This is a genomic window from Sphingomonas sp. SP5 (assembly GCF_058313455.1).
Genome location: NZ_JBZFLF010000001.1, coordinates 1 through 17,834, shown reverse-complemented (window position 1 = coordinate 17,834; position 17,834 = coordinate 1). Strand labels below are relative to the sequence as shown.

Annotated in this window: 14 protein-coding genes; 8 read left to right on the top strand and 6 right to left on the bottom strand. The window is 69.5% G+C overall.

Annotated elements, in window-relative coordinates:
• Positions 1 to 11 precede the first annotated feature (11 nt).
• The gene (locus tag AC4GY7_RS00070; protein ID WP_491111270.1) at positions 12 to 2,924 is read right to left on the bottom strand and encodes a TonB-dependent receptor; all 2,913 of its coding nucleotides are present in this window, start codon (positions 2,922 to 2,924) and stop codon (positions 12 to 14) included.
• Between the two features lie 131 nt (positions 2,925 to 3,055).
• Between AC4GY7_RS00070 and AC4GY7_RS00065 the strand changes: the two genes are divergently transcribed.
• Positions 3,056 to 4,423, top strand: coding sequence for a glycoside hydrolase family 28 protein (locus AC4GY7_RS00065; protein ID WP_491111268.1), 1,368 nt, complete (start codon positions 3,056 to 3,058; stop codon positions 4,421 to 4,423).
• 94 nt (positions 4,424 to 4,517) lie between these two features.
• Here the strand turns inward: AC4GY7_RS00065 and uxaC are convergent, their stop codons facing one another.
• From uxaC to AC4GY7_RS00045, 4 genes are read right to left on the bottom strand one after another with little or no spacing between them, the layout of a single operon-like run.
• Entirely contained in the window at positions 4,518 to 5,936 is a 1,419-nt protein-coding gene (gene uxaC, locus AC4GY7_RS00060) for a glucuronate isomerase (protein ID WP_491111266.1), read from the bottom strand.
• Between the two features lie 5 nt (positions 5,937 to 5,941).
• Positions 5,942 to 6,721, bottom strand: a complete 780-nt coding sequence (locus tag AC4GY7_RS00055) for an SDR family NAD(P)-dependent oxidoreductase (RefSeq protein ID WP_491111265.1) — start codon at positions 6,719 to 6,721, stop codon at positions 5,942 to 5,944.
• A gap of 15 nt (positions 6,722 to 6,736) precedes the next feature.
• A complete protein-coding gene (locus tag AC4GY7_RS00050; protein ID WP_491111264.1) occupies positions 6,737 to 7,390 on the bottom strand; it encodes an RraA family protein in 654 nt (217 codons plus the stop codon).
• Positions 7,387 to 8,730 (bottom strand): MFS transporter, encoded by a 1,344-nt coding sequence (locus AC4GY7_RS00045; protein ID WP_491111262.1) that lies wholly within the window; start codon positions 8,728 to 8,730, stop codon positions 7,387 to 7,389. Before AC4GY7_RS00045 ends, AC4GY7_RS00050 begins: the two co-directional genes overlap by 4 nt.
• 188 nt (positions 8,731 to 8,918) lie before the next feature.
• Here AC4GY7_RS00045 and AC4GY7_RS00040 point away from each other — a divergent pair, with 188 nt between their 5' ends.
• From AC4GY7_RS00040 to AC4GY7_RS00030, 3 genes are all read left to right on the top strand, one after another.
• Positions 8,919 to 9,641, top strand: coding sequence for a FadR/GntR family transcriptional regulator (locus AC4GY7_RS00040; protein WP_491111261.1), 723 nt, complete (start codon positions 8,919 to 8,921; stop codon positions 9,639 to 9,641).
• A gap of 56 nt (positions 9,642 to 9,697) precedes the next feature.
• Positions 9,698 to 10,822, top strand: coding sequence for an enolase C-terminal domain-like protein (locus AC4GY7_RS00035; RefSeq protein WP_491111260.1), 1,125 nt, complete (start codon positions 9,698 to 9,700; stop codon positions 10,820 to 10,822).
• Positions 10,823 to 10,919: 97 nt separating this feature from the next.
• Entirely contained in the window at positions 10,920 to 11,483 is a 564-nt protein-coding gene (locus tag AC4GY7_RS00030) for a hydrolase (RefSeq protein WP_491111258.1), read from the top strand.
• 50 nt (positions 11,484 to 11,533) lie between these two features.
• On the opposite strand, the gene AC4GY7_RS00025 is transcribed toward AC4GY7_RS00030, so the two are convergent.
• Positions 11,534 to 13,276 carry a tryptophan-rich sensory protein gene (locus tag AC4GY7_RS00025; protein WP_491111257.1) on the bottom strand — a complete coding sequence of 581 codons (1,743 nt, stop codon included), beginning with the start codon at positions 13,274 to 13,276 and terminating at the stop codon, positions 11,534 to 11,536.
• A 135-nt stretch (positions 13,277 to 13,411) separates the two neighbouring features.
• On the opposite strand from AC4GY7_RS00025, the gene AC4GY7_RS00020 reads away from it, so the two are divergent.
• From AC4GY7_RS00020 to AC4GY7_RS00005, 4 genes are all read left to right on the top strand, one after another.
• Positions 13,412 to 15,850, top strand: a complete 2,439-nt coding sequence (locus AC4GY7_RS00020; protein ID WP_491111256.1) for a S9 family peptidase — start codon at positions 13,412 to 13,414, stop codon at positions 15,848 to 15,850.
• A gap of 225 nt (positions 15,851 to 16,075) precedes the next feature.
• On the top strand, positions 16,076 to 16,591 hold the full coding sequence (locus tag AC4GY7_RS00015) for an RNA polymerase sigma factor (protein ID WP_491111254.1): 516 nt from the start codon (positions 16,076 to 16,078) through the stop codon (positions 16,589 to 16,591).
• Complete coding sequence (locus AC4GY7_RS00010; RefSeq protein ID WP_491111253.1) at positions 16,588 to 17,541, top strand: FecR family protein; 954 nt, start codon at positions 16,588 to 16,590, stop codon at positions 17,539 to 17,541. Before AC4GY7_RS00015 ends, AC4GY7_RS00010 begins: the two co-directional genes overlap by 4 nt.
• A partial coding sequence (locus AC4GY7_RS00005; protein ID WP_491111252.1) for an STN domain-containing protein occupies positions 17,538 to 17,834 on the top strand: 297 nt, incomplete at its 3' end. The genes AC4GY7_RS00010 and AC4GY7_RS00005, both read left to right, overlap by 4 nt.

The window sequence follows — 17,834 nt, the reverse complement described above, 5'->3', positions numbered from 1 at the left end:
CGCCGCCGGGCTCAGAACTTGAACGCCACCCCCGCGCTGAACTTGCGCCCGCTGTACGAACTGTAGAGCGAATCCTCCCGCACCGAATCGACGAAGAAGCCCAGCTCCTGGTTGGTCAGGTTCTGCGCCTCCAGCGTCAGCCGCACCGCGGGCGTCAGCTGGTAGGAGGCGGCCGCATCGACGAACACCGCCGAGATATTGCCCTGCACGTCGCTGCCTGCCCGGCCCGACGGCACGCGCAGCAGGAACTTGTCGCGGTAATTGGCGCTGCCGCGGATGCTGAACCGGCTGTCCTCGTAATAGAGCGTGCCGTTCAGCGTGTTCTTGGACAGGTTGATGAGGTCGTTGCGCACCGTCGCCGTGCAGGTCGCGTTGGTGCAATAGACGATCTTGCTGTCGACGAACGTGTAGTTGGCGAGCACGCCGAGGTTGCGCAGGAAACCGGGCAGGAAGGTGAGCCCCGCCTGGAAATTCACCTCGATCCCCTTCAGCGGCCCGCCCGGCGTGTTGGTCTTGTTCGAGACGGTGAAGATCGTGCTGCCGTCGACCCCCTGCGCGCCGTTGAGCAGCGACAGCGGCAGCCCCGTCTCGCTATAGGGAATGTTGCGCTGGAGCGTCTGGATGAAGCTGTCGATGTCCTTGTAGAAGCCGCCGATCGCGATCGTCCCGCTCTTGCCGAAATAATATTCCAGCGACACGTCCGCCGTCTTTGCCCGGATCGGTTCGAGCAGGAAGTTGCTGGTCGACAGCGTCCGCGTGTTGGCCGCGATCGAGACGGTGCCGGGCAGCAGGTCGGACAGTTCGGCGCGCGCCATCACCTTGGCCGCAGCGAAGCGCAGCAGCAGGTTCTGCGTCAGGTCCGCGGTCACCGTCGCCGAGGGCAGCCAGTCGTCGTAGCTGCGCCGCAGCGTGAGCGGATTGCCGATCCGATTTTGTCCGATCTGGTCGGTATGAACGTACCGCACGCCGACATTGGCGCGCAGGCGGAACGGCAGTGCGTCGGTATCGAGATCGAACATGCCGTAAGCCGACTTCACGCGCTCGGTGAGGCTCGCCGAGGTCGTTGGCGTCATCGCGTAGATGCCCGTCTCGCTGGTGAAACCCAAAGCGGATGCGAACTTGTCGTAGTCCGGCGCCGCCCAGCCGTTGATCGTCTGCACCGGCAGCGACCCGCCGAAGCCGGTCAGCGGGCTGGTCAGCTGCGCCAGCGTGGTGCCGGCGGGCAGCGTCGGCGCGAGGTTCTGCGTCACGCGGCTGGTGCTGTACGTTTCGTACTTGGCGTCGCGATATTGGCCGCCAGCGCGGACGGTGATGCCGCGCATCAGCTCCCAGGCGGCGTTCAGCTCGGCGGTCGTGTTGTTGAACTCGTCGCGCGCGCGGGCGAGCGCCAGCGTGCCGTTGGTGGTCGCATCGGCAGACGGCGGCGCGAAGACATAACTGGCCGGATTGTTGACGTCGATCCCCCAGCCCAGCGTCGGGAAGCGATCGTTGTTGCGGAAATCGAACGAGAAGTTGTTCACGTTGTTGGCGAAGATGCCGATCTGCGTGCGGACCGGCCGATTGATCTGCGTGCGCGAGATGCCGATGTAGCCATCGAGCTTCAGCGCGCCGAAATCCTGCGATCCGGTGAAGTTCACCTGGCTGAACGTGGTGGTATATTTGGTCAGCGTCAGGTCGTTGGTCAGGTCGACGCCGTTGAACAGGCCATAGGTGAGCGTGCCGTCGCTGGCGCGCACCGCGTCCACCACCGAGCTTTCCGCGCTGCCGTGCTGGCCGGCGTTGCGCGAAAAGGAGATGGCGGTGATCGACTGGTCGCTGCGCGTCACGTCATAGCGCGAATAGAGGCCGTCGAGCGCGAAGCGGGTGCGATCGGTCGGCTCCGCCTGCAAGGTCAGCGTCGCGCCGAACCGCGAATAATCCTGGTCGGATCGGATCAGCCGCGGGCTGCGCGGCACGAAGGTGGTGGCGCTGTCTACGGCCGCATAATTGGCGGCGTTGGTCGGCGTGTTGGGCAGGCGCGGGTTGCCGGTCGAGCAATTGGCGGCATTGGTGCCGTTCGTCGCGCTGTTAGCCGGGCTTTGCGGCGTATAGCCGACCGGCGAGCAGAAGCGGTTGAGGCTGCCTTGCAGGATATCGATTGCCGCCCAGCCCTCCTCGCGCGTGTAGCGGCGGGTATAAGCGGCGGAGGCGGCGACGCCGAACGTGCCGTCGAGGAAACGCTTGGCGACGAGGCCGGTGAAGCGCGGGCTGAACCTGTCGCGCAGATCGTCGTAGGTTTCCTGTCCGCTCACCGCCAGCGTGAAATCCTCCTTGTAGGAGAGCGGCCGCGGCGTCTGGAGGTCGACGGTCGCGCCGAGCGATCCTTCCTCCACGTCGGCCTGGCTGGTCTTCCTGACGGATAGCGAGCTGAACAGTTCGGAGGCGAAGGTGCTGAAATCGAACGAGCGCGACGAGACATAGCCCGAACGGATGTCGGACGATCCGGTCGAGCTCGCCCCCTCCATGCCGTTGAGCCGCACGCGCGTGAACTGCGCGCCGAGGCCACGGACCGAGATCGTCTTGCCCTCGCCGCCGTCACCGCGGGTGATCGCGACGCCGGGCAGGCGCTGCATCGATTCGGCGAGATTGGCGTCGGGAAACTTGCCGACGTCTTCCGCTAGGATCGTATCGACCACGCCGACCTCGCGGCGCTTGATCGCCAGCGCGTTGTTGAGCGATTCGCGAAAGCCGGTGACGACGATGTCCTGATCGTCGCTTGCCTGGGGCGTGCCGGGATCGGGCTCCGCATCCACCGTCTGCCCTGCGGCGGTGCCCGCCGGATTGGTCGGGCCAGCGGCCTGCGCAAAGGCGGGCGCGGCCATCATCATGCCCACGACCAGCGCTGCCGCCGACACCATCGAACGCCCCGAAACCAGCGAAACCATAGCCTTGCCCTCCCCCTTGGACTCGCATTGCGCGAGTTCCCGGTAGACAAACCTGTAAGACAGAATAACCTGTAAGACAAGACGATTGTTGCTGCTCTGTGGCGCAACGCACGACAGGAGAGTGAACCGCCATGCTGCATACCCGCCGCGATCTCGTGACCCTGCTACCCGCCGGCGTGCTGTGCGCGTTGCCGGCGCTGCCCGCCCTCGCCGCGCCCACGCGCCGCGTCGATATCCGCCGCCACGGCGCCCGCGGTGACGGGCGGACGCTCAACACGCGCGCGATCCAGGCGGCGATCGATGCCTGCGCCGCGGCGGGCGGCGGTACCATCGTCGTGCCGAAGGGCGTCTTCGTCAGCGGATCGATCGTGCTGACACCCGGTGTCGGCCTCGAACTGCAGAAGGATGCGGTGCTGAAGGGGTCGCCCCATCTCGCCGACTACCCCCTCGTCCTGCGCCGCTTCGTCGAGGCCTATCCGGAGGCGCTGCGCATGGCGCTGGTCAACGCCACCGGCAATCACGGCCTGCGCATCACCGGCCCCGGCACCATCGACGGCCATGGCGAGCCCTTCTGGCGGATGTTCTTCAACGCGCCCGCCGAGCATGTCGGCGACGTGAAGGTGCAATATGCCTTTCCGCAGATCGCCTTCATCCAAGATTGCATCGACGTGACGATCAGCGGCGTCACCTTCAAGGACGCCGCCTTCTGGAACCTCCATCTCTACCGCTGCCGCCGGACGGTGGTGGAGGACTGCCGGTACGAAGTGCCGCACGTCATCCGCGCACCGAGCAGCGACGCGATCGATATCGACAGCTGCCAGGACGTGACGATCCGCCGCTGCCGCTTCTCCGTCGACGACGATTGCATCGCCTTGAAGGGTACGCAGGGCGCCGGTGCCGCCGGCTATGCCGCCGCGCCGCCGGTGGAGCGCATCCACGTCCATGATTGCATCTTCGAACATGGCCTCGGCTGCATCACCTTCGGCAGCAACGCCACGGTGGTGCGCGACATCAAGGTCGAGCGGATCACCAACGTCGGCGATATCCCGACCGTCCGCTTCAAGATCCGCCCCGACACGCCCGGCCAGGTGTACGAGCGGGTCCACGTCCGCGGCGTGCGGCTGGCGGAGGCGCCGACGCCCTTCAACCACTGGCACAATGGCGAGGTGTTCTACGGCTACGACAAGCCCAATTTTGGCGCGGACGATCCCGCCATCGGCCTGATCGTCAACGCGCGCCTCGTCCACGGCACCAAGGTGCCCGCCAGGCCGCCCGGCGGCGTGATCCGCGATATCGTGATCGAGGACGTGAAGGGCACGACCCGCGGCTTCGGCAACATCAGCGGCAATGCGACGACGCGCATCTCCGACATCACGCTGCGCGACATCGACGTGACGCTGACCGACCCCAGCCGCACCAGCCTGATCGCGCGCGGCGTATCGGGGCTGACGCTGGAGAACGTGCGGGTGAACGGTGCGCCGGCGGAGGTGGTGCGTTAGGACACACACCTAGCGGCTCCTCCCTTTTCTTATCGAAAGGAGGGAGGAGCGGCGCAGTCACGGAAGGGTGAGAGTGACGCGAGCCACCCCCCACTCACAACCGGTAGGCGTCCTTCGCCAGCCGGTACGCCAGGTCCTGCGCCACCTCGAACGCTTCGTCGCGTTCCAGCCGGTGCTCCGCCACCAGCCGCGCGAGGAAGCCGCAGTCGATCCTCCGGCTGAGGTCGTGCCGCGCGGGGATCGAAAAGAACGCCCGCGTATCGTCGTTGAACCCGACGGTGTTGTAGAAGCCCGCCGTCTCCGTCACCTGTTCGCGGAACCGCCGCATCCCTTCCGGACTGTCGTGGAACCACCACGCCGGACCGATCCTCAGCGCGGGATAATGGCCGGCGAGCGGCGCGATCTCGCGCGCGTAATTGCTCTCGTCGAGGGTGAAGAGGATGATCGTCAGGGCTCGTTCGTTGCCGAAGGCGTTGAGCAGCGGCTTCAGGGCGTGGACATATTCGGTGCGCGACGGCCAGTCGTCGCCCTTGGCCTCGCCGAACACGCCCGTCACCGCGGGGTTCTGGCTGCGCAGCGCGCCGGGGTGGATCTGCATCACGAGCCCGTCGGCAAGGCTCATCCGCGCCATCTCGGTCAGCATCTGCCCGCGGAACCGCTCGGCATCGTGCGCACTCGCCTGCCCCGCCACCACGCGCGCATGCAGCGCCGCAGCCTCCTCTTGCGGCAAATTCTCGGTATGCGCGGTCGGATGGCCGTGGTCGGTCGAGGTCGCGCCGCCATGCTCGATGAAATAGCGCCGCCGGTCGCGCAGCGCGGCAAGATAACCCTCCCACGTGCCCACGTCCTGCCCCGTGATCCGCCCGAGTTCGGGAAGGTCGGTCCGGAACCGCGGGTGATCGGGATCGACGACATTGTCGGGGCGAAAGGCGGTGACCACCTTGCCGCCCCAGCCACTCGCCCGGATGGCACGATGGTGGCGAAGGTCGTCGAGCGGGTTCTCCGTCGTCGCCAGCGCCTCGATCCCGAACCGCTCGAACAGCGCGCGCGGGCGAAACTCCGGCCGGCGCAGCTGCGCGTCGATCTGGTCGTAGAGGCGATCGGCATTGTCCGCCGACAGCCGCTCGGTGATCCCCAGCACCTCGTGGAATGCATAGTCGAGCCACATCCGACTGGGCGTGCCGCGCAGCAGGTGGACGTGCGCGGCAAAGCGCCGCCAGATCTTGCGCGGATCGCTCTCGGTCCAGCCGCCGTCGATCCGCGGCACGCCCAGGTCCTCCAGCGGCACGCCCTGGCTGTAGAGCAGGCGGAAGATGTAGTGATCGGGGACGATGAACAGCGTCGCCGGATCGGGAAAGGGCTGGTCGTCGGCGAACCAGGCGGGATCGGTATGGCCGTGCGGGCTGATGATCGGCAGGTCCCTGACCGAACCGTAGAGCTCACGCGCGATGGCGCGGGTCACCGGATCGGCGGGCAGCAGGCGGTCGGCATGCGGTGACAAGGGGATGGTCATGGCGGTCAGAATCCCTGGGAGGCGCCGCCGTCGACCGGCAGCAGGACGCCGGTGACGAAGCGCGCGGCGGGTGACGAGAGGTAGACGGCGGCAAGCCCGATATCCTCCGGCGTGCCGAAGCGGTGCATCGGCGTGCGTTGCAGGATGCGGTCCGACCGGGCGGGGTCGCCGTCCAGCGCTTTCCGGAGCATCGGCGATTCAATCCAGCCCGGCGCGATCGCGTTGACGCGCACCCCCTGCCCCGCGACCTCGGTCGACAGCGCGCGGACCATGCCGAGATAGGCCGACTTCGCCGCCGAATAGGCGACCACCCCCGGCATGCCGATCAGCGAGGTCATCGACGCGGTGAACAGGATGCTCCCCCGCCCCGCCGCCAGCATCGCCGGCAGCACGCACCGGGTGAGGTGATGCGCGGCGAGGACGTGCGTGTTGAGCATGCCGGCGAATTCCTCGACGCCGGTGTCGACTGCCGGCTTCTTGAAATTGATGCCGGCATTGTTGACCAGGATCGACACCGGCCCGGCGCGGTCCCGCACCCGCTCGATCAGCGCCGGCATCGTGTCGAAGGCGGTGACGTCCGCCGCCTCGCCATAGGCGCCCTCCCCCAGTTCGGCGGCGGCGGCCTCGACCAGCTCGGCACGCCGCCCGACCAACACCACGCGCGCACCCGCCGCATGCATCGCCCGCGCCATGCCCAGGCCCAGCCCCGAGCCGCCACCGGTGATGAGCGCCACCTCGCCATCCAGGCGAAAGGCTGCCGCCGGATCGATCGTCGTGTCCGTCATGCCGCGTTCCTTCTTCTACAGGATGCCGTATTTGGCGAAGGCGGCGGTGCTCGACATGCCGCCCTCGATCGCCTGGCGCACCGTCTTTTCGCCGCGCGCCTTCTCCAGCGCGCGCTCGACCACCTCCGCCTCCTGCGCGCGCGGCACGATGACCACGCCGTCCATGTCGCCGAAGACGAGGTCGCCCGGCGCGACGCGCACCGCGCCGACCTCGATCGGGCAGCGATAGTCGATCACCTTGGTGCGCACGCCCGAATCCTGCGCGTAGCGGCCGCGGCTGAACACCGGCCAATCCTGTTCCAGCACCATCGGCGTATCGCGGTGCCAGCCGTCGATCACCGCGCCCGCGCCGCCGCGGGTGCGCGCGGTCGCGGTCAGGATCTCACCCCAATAGGCGCAGCGCATCGCGCCGCCGCTCGCCAGATAGACGTCGCCCGGTTCGATCTGGTCGAGCGCCTGCGTCAGCTTGCCGAACGGCTCGGCCTGCGGGCCGTAGACGTCGATCATCAGCACCGGCATCGCCCGCCCGACCAGCTTCATGGCGGTGTGCATCGGCTGGATCGGCTGCGGCAGGAACTGGTGCACCAGCCCCAGCGTGTCGAGGATATCGCCGACCACCGAGGTGTAGAGCTCGGATCGGATCAGGTCGAACAGGCGTGCATCGGTCATCGGGGTTCCACACCAACGGGGCGGCGCAGGATCAGCGCCATGAGGGCCACGGCGAGCGGATAGGCCGCGCCGGCGCCGAGGAAGAGCAGCATGTAATTGCCGCCGGTGGCATCGAGGATGCGGCCCACCGCCATCGCGACGAACATGCCGCAGATGCCGGCCGCAAAGCCGCCGACGCCGATCGCCGAACTCACCGCGCCGGCGGGCAGCGTGTCGGAGACGATCGTGTAGAGGTTGGCCGACAGCCCCTGGTGCCCGGCGGCGGCGAGCGCGATCAGCAGCACCGCGTCCCACATCCCCGGCACCTGCGACACCAGCACGACCGGCAGCGTGCAGCACGCCATGCACGCCATCGCCACGATCCGCGCGCGTACCGCGGGCATGCCGCCACGTACCAGCCGCGACGAGATCCAGCCGCCCGTCACGCTGCCGACGTCGGCCACCAGGTAGATCGCCACCAGCGGCGCGATCGAGGCCATCATGTCGGTGCCGAACCGGTCGTGCAGGAAACCCGGCACCCAGTTGAGGTAGAACCACCACACCGGGCTGGTCATCAGCATGCCCAGGACATAGGCCCAGGTGCCGCGGTAGCGCAGCAGCGACGCCCAGCGCACCGGCGCCGCCCCGGCCGTCTCGCCGCCCCGGATATAGGCCAGCTCCTCGACCGAAAGCCGCCGCTGCCGTTCGGGCACCTCGTAGAAGCGGATCCACAGCACCAGCCAGGCAAGGCCCAGCGACCCGGCGATCAAGAACGCCGGCCGCCAGCCGAACGCGGCGACGACGAACGGCAGCGTGATCGGCGTCACGATCGCGCCGATGTTGCTGCCCGCATTGAACACGCCCGTCGCCAGCGCCCGTTCGCGCGGCGGAAACCATTCGCGCACCGCCTTGATCGATGCCGGGAAATTGCCGCCCTCCGCCAGCCCCAGCGCGGCGCGGGCGAACTTGAAGCCGATCACGCTCGACATCAGGCCGTGGATCGCGGCGCTGACGCTCCAGCCGGCGACGGCGAGGCCCAGCCCGCGCCGCACGCCGATCGCATCCATCATCCGTCCGCCCAGCAGATAGCCGAGCGCATAGGTGAGCGAGAACACCGCGATGATGTCGCCGTAGTCCGTTTCCGACCAGCCGAGTTCGCCGCTCAGCGTCGGCTTGAGCAGCCCGAAGATCTGGCGATCGATGTAGCAGATGGTGGTGGAGGCGAAGAGCAGCGCCGCGATCACCCAGCGGTATCGCCCGGCCGGCGGCGCCATGGTCAGGGGCGCGATGGTCGGGGGCGCGGGGGCCGGCGCCGCCGCCGCGGCATCCGCGTCGGTGCGCGCACCGATGATGCTGGTCATGGCCGACGCCTCCCCTCGACGCTGCGGACGTACGGTTCTGGTCCGCCTGTCCTGTAAGACAGGTTGATAGCGGCTTGCGATCCGATGGCAAGCGCGTTTTTACTGGGCGTGCGACGGGTCGATGCTATGTCGGATCCGGGCCGACCGGGTCGTCGGTCCGCCCGCGTGAGAGGAGCGATGATGTGCCGGTGACTGCGGATGACCTCGTAACCGCCCCCCTCAAAGGCGGCGGGCTCGTCGACCAGGTCATCACCCACCTGCGCGATCACGTCGCCAGCGAGCGGCTGCGGCCGGGCGCACGGCTGCCCAGCGAGACGACGCTCAGCACGCAGCTGGGCGTCAGCCGGCCGGTGGTGCGCGAGGCGATGCGCACCCTCGCGGCGACCGGCCTCATCGAGATGGCGGCGGGCAAGCGCGCGACCATCGTACCGGTCGACGGCGACATGATCTCGCGCGTATTCGAGAATGCGGTGCTGATCGGCCAGGCCGACGAAACCGACATCCTGGAACTGCGCCGCGGCGTCGAGATCGCCATGGTCGCGCTCGCCGCGGAACGCCGGACGGAGGCCCAGGTCGCCGAACTGCGGGACATCGTCGTCGCGATGGCGGCATGCATCGACGACGGCGAACGGTATCTCGACCTCGATCTCCGTCTCCACCTGGTGCTGGCGCAGGCGACGGGCAACCCGCTCTACACCCTGCTGGTCGATGCCCTGCGCCAGCTGTTCCTGCTGGCGATGCTCGCCGGCCGCACCCGTTGGTCGGAGGTCGACAAGCTCCACCGCGTGCAGGAACTGCACGAACAGATCGTCGATGCCGTCGTCGCCGGCGACGCGCCGGAAGCCGCCGCCGCGATGACCCGGCACTTCGACGATGCGCTTGCCGTCCTCATGGCGCCCCACGGCGACTGACATTCGCCGTTGCCCTCCGCTGCAATCCTGTCATACAGGTTCGCCAGGAGAGCAGCATGCGCATCGAGACGTTCGAAACCTGGATCTGCGACCGGCCCAAGGGGCTGTTCGACGAGGCGCGTGAAGGCGCCGCACCGATGCCGTGGAGCTACGGCGTCGGCCGGATCACCACCTCGGACGGGATACAGGGCATCGCGACCTTCTGGGCGGCGCGCTCGGGTGCGGTCACCGATGCCTATCTCGCCGACGTCATCGCACCGGTGATCCTCGGCCGCAGCATCCACGATCGCGAGGCGATCTGGCACGATTTCTGGACTATCGACCGCCACGGCGCCTTCTTCCCGGTGTTCCTGCCCGGCCCGATCGACGTCGCGCTTTGGGATGCCGCGGCACGCACCGCCGGCCTGCCGCTCCACCGCTATATCGGCAGCTATCGCACCAGCCTGCCCGTCTATGCGAGCAGCCTGTGGCTGCCTGGCGTCGAGGATTACGTTCGCGAGGCGCTGCATTACAAGGACCGCGGCTTCAAGGCGTACAAGGTCCATCCCTGCGGCCCCAGCGATGTCGACATGGCGATCCACGCCGCGGTGCGCGAGGCGGTCGGCCCCGACATGGTACTGATGAGCGACCCCGTCGCCGAATATACTCTGCCGGAGGCAATCCGCGTCGCCCGGCACATGGAGAGCCTCGGCTATCATTGGCTCGAAGAGCCGTTCCGCGACTACGAACTCGACAAATATGCCAAGCTCGCCGCCGCCGTCGACATGCCCATCGTCGGTACGGAGACGACACGAGGCGGCCCATGGGGCGTCGCGCAGGCGATCAAGGCGGATGCGGTCGACATGGTCCGCGCCGACGTGTCGTGGAAGGGCGGGATCACCGGCACGCTGAAGGTCTGCCACCTCGCCGAGGCGCACGGGATCAACTGCGAACTGCACACCACGACGATGGGGCCGATGGATATCGCCAACCTCCACGTCGCATGCGCGGTGCGCAATTCGGAATATTTCGAGCTGTTCGTTCCCGAAGACACGTTCCAGCTGCCGATGAAGCAGAGCCTGCGCGACCTCATCGACGCCGACGGCCGCATCCACGTTCCCGACGGACCGGGGCTCGGCGTCGATATCGACTGGGATCTGGTGGACAGGACCTGCGTATCGCACCGGCGCTTCACCGCGTAACGAAGAGGCCCTTCGCGGCCGGCACCCGGGCGTGCCGGAACCGGGGCGACCAGCAAGCGCGCCGGAACACGCGGCCACCCCGCCGGTTGAGCCCGGCATGACGACGCTCGATCCCCGTTCCACCGCGCTGATCCTCATCGACCTGCAACAGGGCATCGTACCGCATGCGGGCGGGCCGCGTTCGGGCGAGGACGTGGTGCGTGCCGCAAAGGCGCTCGCCGCCCTCTTCCGCGCCGCGGGCGCGCCGGTGGTGCTGGTGCATGTCGGCTTCACCCCCGCCACCATGCCGAGCCAGACCGTCGACAAGCCCAGCCTTCCCGCGGGCGGCACCCCGCCCGGTTTCAGCGAGTTCGTCCCCGACCTGCGGCAGGACGGGGATATCGTCGTGTTGAAGCATCACTGGGGTGCGTTCATCGGCACAGATCTGGACCTGCAACTGCGCCGGCGTGGGATCCGCACCGTCGTCATCGCCGGCATCGCCACCAACATGGGCGTCGAATCCACCGCACGGTCGGCGTGGGAATTGTCCTACGACGTCGTCATCGCGGAAGACGCCACCGCATCGCGATCGGCGGAACTGCATGCGTTCGCGATCGACAACATCCTGCCGCAAATCGCCAGGATCGTGGCATGCGACGCCCTGCGCCTCGCCACGGATTGATAGCGCCGGCCGCACGCCTCGGTGGACGACGCTCAGTCGCTGCCATCTCATCACCCGCCTTCCGGATTGTCGCGGCGGATGCGCTCGGCGAGCAGCGTGGCGAAGCCCAGCCACACGACGAACGGCATGGCGAGCGCCGCGGCGGGGCGATCGACCTTCGCGGCCGTCGCGGCCAGCGCCGCCCCCGACGCCACCATCGCGCCGGATGCGGCCGCGCTCGCCCCCAGTCGCTTGCGGCGGAAGAACAACTCGGTCCACCCGCCGACCATCGCCGTATTGGCGAGCCACAGCCCGACCGCGGCATTGCGGGCGGTGCCGGATGGCTGCCGCAGCAGGCAATAGCCGCCGACCGCCAGCCCCGTCTCGAGCAGCGGCCACACCGCACCGAAGGCCGCATCGGGCGGCGTATAGCCGGGCTTGTCGAGACGCCGGTACCAGCGGCGGATGCCGGGATGCGACGGATCGGGCGCGTTGCGCCGGCCGACTAGCGCGCTCGCACCCAGCACGAGCGCGACGGCCCCCGCCGCCGCCACCGGCGACAGGCCGCGCTGCGTGGCGGCGGAACCGGCCACGTCGGTATCGGTGCCGGCCGGCGCGTCCGATCGCGGATCGGCGTAGCGTGACAGATCCGGCTCCGGTCCATCGCCGCCGCCGAACAGCTTGCCCGCCGCCGCCCTGACCGCAGGCCGGCTCGCCACCGCCATCGCCGCATGCAGCGCGACGATGCCGGCGCGGCTGTGCGGGTTGGCCAGGCGCGGCGCGAAGCGGGGTATCCCCTGCGCCTTGTCGACCATCGGTCGCATGGCACGCTCATAGGGGCCGAACGCGTCGGTGAGGGTCGCTGCCCGGATCATCTCCCCCGCCAGCACCCGCGCCCCGGTGACGGCCAGCGTCGTGCCGACGCCGCCGATCGGGGTCACGCACCAGGCGGCATCGCCGCACAGCACGACGCGGCCGTTCGACCAACGCGGCATGCGGACCTGCCGCAGCACGTCGAAATAGAAATCGCCGGTGTCCGCCATCGCGGCGAGCACCCGCGGCGCCTGCCAGCCGGCATCGGCGAACGTCTCGCGCAGCCAGGCCTTCTGCCGCCCCTCCCCCCAGGCCTGCTCGCCCTCCGGCGGCTTCTGCACGGTCAGCATGGCGCGGGTGGTGCCGTGACGATCCGGCCGCAGCGACACGCTCCGCCCGCCCGGGGCATGGTACCAGCGCCACAGGCGATCGTCGTCGTCGTGCCGCGGGATGGTAAAATAAGCGATGGAGAGATCCATGTAGCGGGGCCGGTTCTCCTCCGAAAATATCAAGTCGCGCGTGGCCGAACCGACCCCCTCGGCGACGATCACCGCGTCGAAGCGCTCCGTCGCACCGCTCGCGAAGGTGACGACCGCGCCGTCCGTCTGGGCGATCGCCCGGACATGGTCGCCGAACCGGAACGTCGCACGCGGCCGCGCCGCATCGAACAGCAAGCGGGCAAGGTCGCCGCGCAGGATCTCCATCTCGGCGGTCGGTCCGTCTGGCCCCACGTCCGCCGTCAGGAACTGCGCCGCGATGCGACCGTCCGCGTCGATCCAGGCGGTGCCTTCCTCGCCCGTCCCGGACGCCAGCGCCGCGTCCTCCAGCCCCATCTGTCGCAGCACCTCGCGGCCGACACCGCGCACGTCGACGTTCTGGCCGCCATCGCGAAACGCTGGCGCGCGCTCCACCACCGTGACGTGGAAGCCGGCACGCGCCAGCCACCAGGCGCAGGCATTGCCGGCGATGCTGGCGCCCGTAATCAGGATCCTGGCGGTCAAATGGCATACTCCTTCATCCGACCGCACAACGCCGCAGGGCCGGAAAGGCACCGCGAACGCCGCCCGCCCCAAATCGCTGGCAAGCGCCCGTCGCGCATGGCACACGCCCGACCATCCAACGACAAGGGGTTACGAATGCGCGCTGGTGCCTGTCTGATCGCTCTCCTCCTCGCCACGACCGCTGCGGCGCAGACGCCCGGCACCGCCTATCACCGCGCACCCGATGCCATCGCCAAGGCGCTGGAAACCCCGCCGACCCCCGCCGTCGCGGTCAGTCCCGATCACGCCACGCTGGCCATTCTCGGTCGCGAGAACCTCCCGACGATCGCCAACCTGTCGAAGCCGATCCTGCGCCTCGCCGGCTATCGCATCGATCCTGCCACCAACGGTCAGGCGGAAGTGCGCACCCAATGGCTGAACGCGCTCACCTTCAAGACGGTCGCGAGCGGCCGTGAGGTCACGGTGGCGCTGCCTGCCGGCACGCGCTTCACCGCGCCCGCATGGTCGCCCGACGGCAGCCGCATCGCCTTCCTGGTGCAGGAGCCGGCGGGCCTGGCGCTGTGGACCGCCGATCGCGCCACGGGCACGGCAAAGCGGCTGGTCCGCGGCGTCAATGCCGCCTTCTCCGGCAAGGCGTTCGAGTGGATGCCCGACAGCCGATCCGTCGCCGTCCGCCTCGTCGCTGCGGACCGCGGCGCGCCGCCGGTGGAAACGACCACGCCTGTCGGCCCCGTGGTACAGGAAAGCAACGGCCGCCGCTCGGCCGCGCGCACCTACGAGGATTTGTTGCGCAATGCGCATGACGAGGCGCTGTTCGACTATTATTTCACCGGTTTCCTGGCGCGCGTCGACGTTGCCGATGGCAGCCTCCACCAACTGGCCGCCCCGGCGCTGTGGAGCGACTTCAGCGTATCGCCCGATGGCCGCTATCTGCTCACCGGGCGGCTGAAGCGGCCCTACAGCTATCTGCTCCCCGCCCGCTATTTCCCGACCGAGATCGCGGTGCAGGGTATTGCGAACCACGAAGGCCGTTTGATCGTCGACCGTCCGCTCGCCGACGATCTGCCGGTCGATTTCGACGCGACGGTGAAGGGCCCGCGCGAGGCGGAATGGCGCGCCGATGCGCCCGCGACTGTGGTCTGGGCGGAGGCGCTCGATGGCGGCGACCCCAAGGCCCGGGTGCCGTTCCACGATCGCGTGATGATGCAGGCGGCGCCCTTCACCGCCACCCCTGTCGAACTCGCCAGGACGCAGAGCCGCTATGCCGGCACGGCATGGGGCGACGGCGATTTCGCGATGGTGGTCGATCGCGAATGGAAGACGCGCACCGAGCATCGCTACGCCGTCGCCCCGGACAAGCCCGCCGCGCCGCGTCCGCTGCTGACGCGCAACTACCAGGACCAATATGGCGACCCCGGCACGCCGATCATGGAGGACAATGCCGCAGGCAAGCCGGTGATGCGCTTCACCCCCGCCCACGACGGCGTCTACGTCACCGGCGAGGGCGCGACCAAGGCCGGCGCCTTCCCCTTCCTCGCCACCATGCCGCTCGCCGGGGGCGAGCAACGCCGGCTGTGGACCGCCAGGGCGCCCTATTACGAGCCGGTCGTCGCGCTGCTCGACGATGCCGGCAAGCGTATTCTGACCCGCCGCGAAAGCGCGAAGCTCCCCCCCAATTACGTCATCCGCACCGTGAAGGGCGGCGGCGCGAAGGCGATCACCGCCTTCGCCGATCCGGCGCCGGTGTTCGGCGGCGTCACGCAGCGGACGATCACCTACACGCGCGCCGACGGCGTGCCGCTGTCGGGCACGCTCTATCTGCCGGCCGGCTATGACGCCAAGCGGGACGGGCCGCTGCCGACGCTGCTCTGGGCCTATCCGGCCGAATATACCGATGCCAAGGTCGCCGGGCAGACGGTGGACCAGGGCAATCGCTTCGTGCGGCCGCGCGGCATCAGCCACCTGTTCCTGCTGACGCAAGGCTACGCGATCCTGGACGATCCCGCGATGCCGATCATCGGCGAAGGCGGCGCCGAGGCGAACGACACCTACGTCAAGCAATTGCGCGAGGATGCCGAGGCCGCCGTCGCCGCGGTGGCGAAGCTGGGCGTCGGCGATCCGGCGCGCATGGCGGTCGGCGGGCACAGCTACGGCGCGTTCATGACCGCCAACCTTCTCGCGCACACCGACCTGTTCCGCGCCGGCATCGCGCGCTCAGGCGCGTACAACCGCACGTTGACGCCGTTCGGCTTCCAGGCGGAGCAGCGCACCTATTGGCAGGCGACGCCGACCTATACGGAGATGAGCCCCTTCACCTATGCCGACCGGATCAAGGCGCCGATCCTGCTGATCCACGGCGGCGCCGACGACAACAGCGGCACCTTTCCGATCCAGTCGGAACGCATGTATGCCGCGCTGAAGGGCAACGGAGCCACCGTGCGCTATGTCGTCCTCCCCAACGAACCGCATGGCTATCGCGCGCTCGAATCGACCGGGGAAACGCTGTGGCAGATGACCGACTGGCTCGACCGCTACGTCAAGCCGAAGGAGCCGGCGGTGCGATCGACCGAGTGACGCCGGGCGTCGGCATCCCGCCCGGCGGCGCGAGCGCACGCCGCCAAGGCATCCGGCGTGCGGCTCCGTCTACCCGGTTGCATGTCACGCAGCCGATGCCTCACCCCGGCCCACCACGATCAGGGCGCTCCCGCCGACCGGCCGCCGCGCGTGCCGGGAGGGCGCGCAGAAGCGCTCTTCTTTCCGGCGGGCGACGTGACTAGAAGGCCGCATCGGCCATCACGGATGACGCGTCACGACATGCCGCCCAGCGGATTGGAACTCGTCTATCTGGAACACCGCGATCGCCTCGTCCGCTTCCTGCGGGCACGCGGTGCGGGGGATGCGGCCGAAGACCTCGTCCACGATCTGTGGGTGACCGTATCGGCCCGCCTGGAGGGGCCGATCGCCAATCCCGTCGCCTATCTCCACCGCGCCGCCGACCGCCTGATGATCGACCGCTATCGCTCGCGCCGTCAGGCCGAGCGGCGCGAACAGGCCTGGGAGGCGGACCGGCAGGACCAGGCCGTCGCCATGCCGACCCCGGAGCGGGAGGTCGGCGCGCGTCAGGAGGCGGCGCAGGTCGCCGCCGTGCTGGACGCGCTCGGCGCACGCAAGGCGGCGATCTTTCGCCGGGTCCGCGTCGACGGCGTCGCACAGCGCAGCGTCGCCGCCGAGTTCGGCGTCAGCCTCAGCACCGTCGAGGCCGACCTGCGCGAGGTCGCCCGCGCCCTCATCACGCTAAAGGATGCCATGCGATGAGCGCTTCCGACAGGACCGGCGCCGGCGACCCGATCGACGACGAGGCGCTCGACTGGGCGCTGCGCATGGCCGACCCGGCGGCGGACTGGGACGCCTTTTCGGCATGGCTGGAGGCGGATCCCGCGCGATCGGCGCGCTACGATCGCGCCGTCTTCGCGCTGGAGGCGGCGACCGACGCGGTGCGCGAGCAGGCCCCCCCGCCCTTCATCGCCCCGGACGCGCCACAAACCCCGTCTTCGCCCTCGGTCGCCCGCCGCCGCTGGCTCGGCGGCGCGATGGCGGCGGCGCTGGTCGGCGCGATCGGTCTCGGCGTCTGGCACGAGCGCGACCGCAGCTACACCATCGCCACGGCGGCGGGCGAACAGCGCGCGGTCCGCCTCGCCGACGGCAGCAGCATCGCGCTGGCCGGGGGATCGCGGGTGCGGCTCGACCCCGCGCGCCCGCGTACCGCCACCGTGCTGGCCGGCCAGGCGCTGTTCCGCGTCCGCCACGACGCCGCCGATCCGTTCCGCGTCCACGCCGGCGATCTCGACCTCACCGACATCGGCACGGTGTTCGACGTGCGCCTGCTCGGCACGCGGACGCATGTCGCCGTGGCGGAGGGCGCGGTGATGGTCGATCCGCAGGGCGCCCGGCTGCGGCTCGACCCCGGCCAGTCGGTGACCGCAGCCGACGGGCGGTTGCGCCGCGGCCGGCAGGATGCGGCGGACGTCGGCACCTGGCGCGAAGGCCGCCTTGCCTATGACGATGCGACGCTGCGCGAGGTGGCGGAGGACCTGTCGAGGCAGCTCGGCCGGCGCATCACCGCCGCCCCGACGGTCGCCGCGCGCACCTTCAACGGCACGCTGGAGACGCGGTCGCTGCGCGACGATCCCGTTGCCCTCGGCGCGCTGCTCGGCGTCGCGGTGCGGCGCAGCGGCGACGACTGGATGCTGGACGCGCGCCGTTGATCCCCATCGCGCGAAGGCTCTGCGCGGTCGCGACGATCGCCGTCGCCCAGGCGGCGACCGCGCAGACACCGTCCGTCGACCTTCCCGCCGGCACCGTCGGCCAGCAGGTGACCGCGCTCGGCCGTCAGGCGCGGATCAGCATCGTCGTGCCCGATCCCGCCTTGTGGGCACGGCGCGTCCCCGCCCTGCGCGGCCGCATGACGACGCGGGCGGCGCTGGGGCGCATCGCCGCGCGCGCCGGGGCGAGCGTGGAGCGGGTCGGCGCGGTCGGCTGGCGGCTCCGCCCCGCCGTG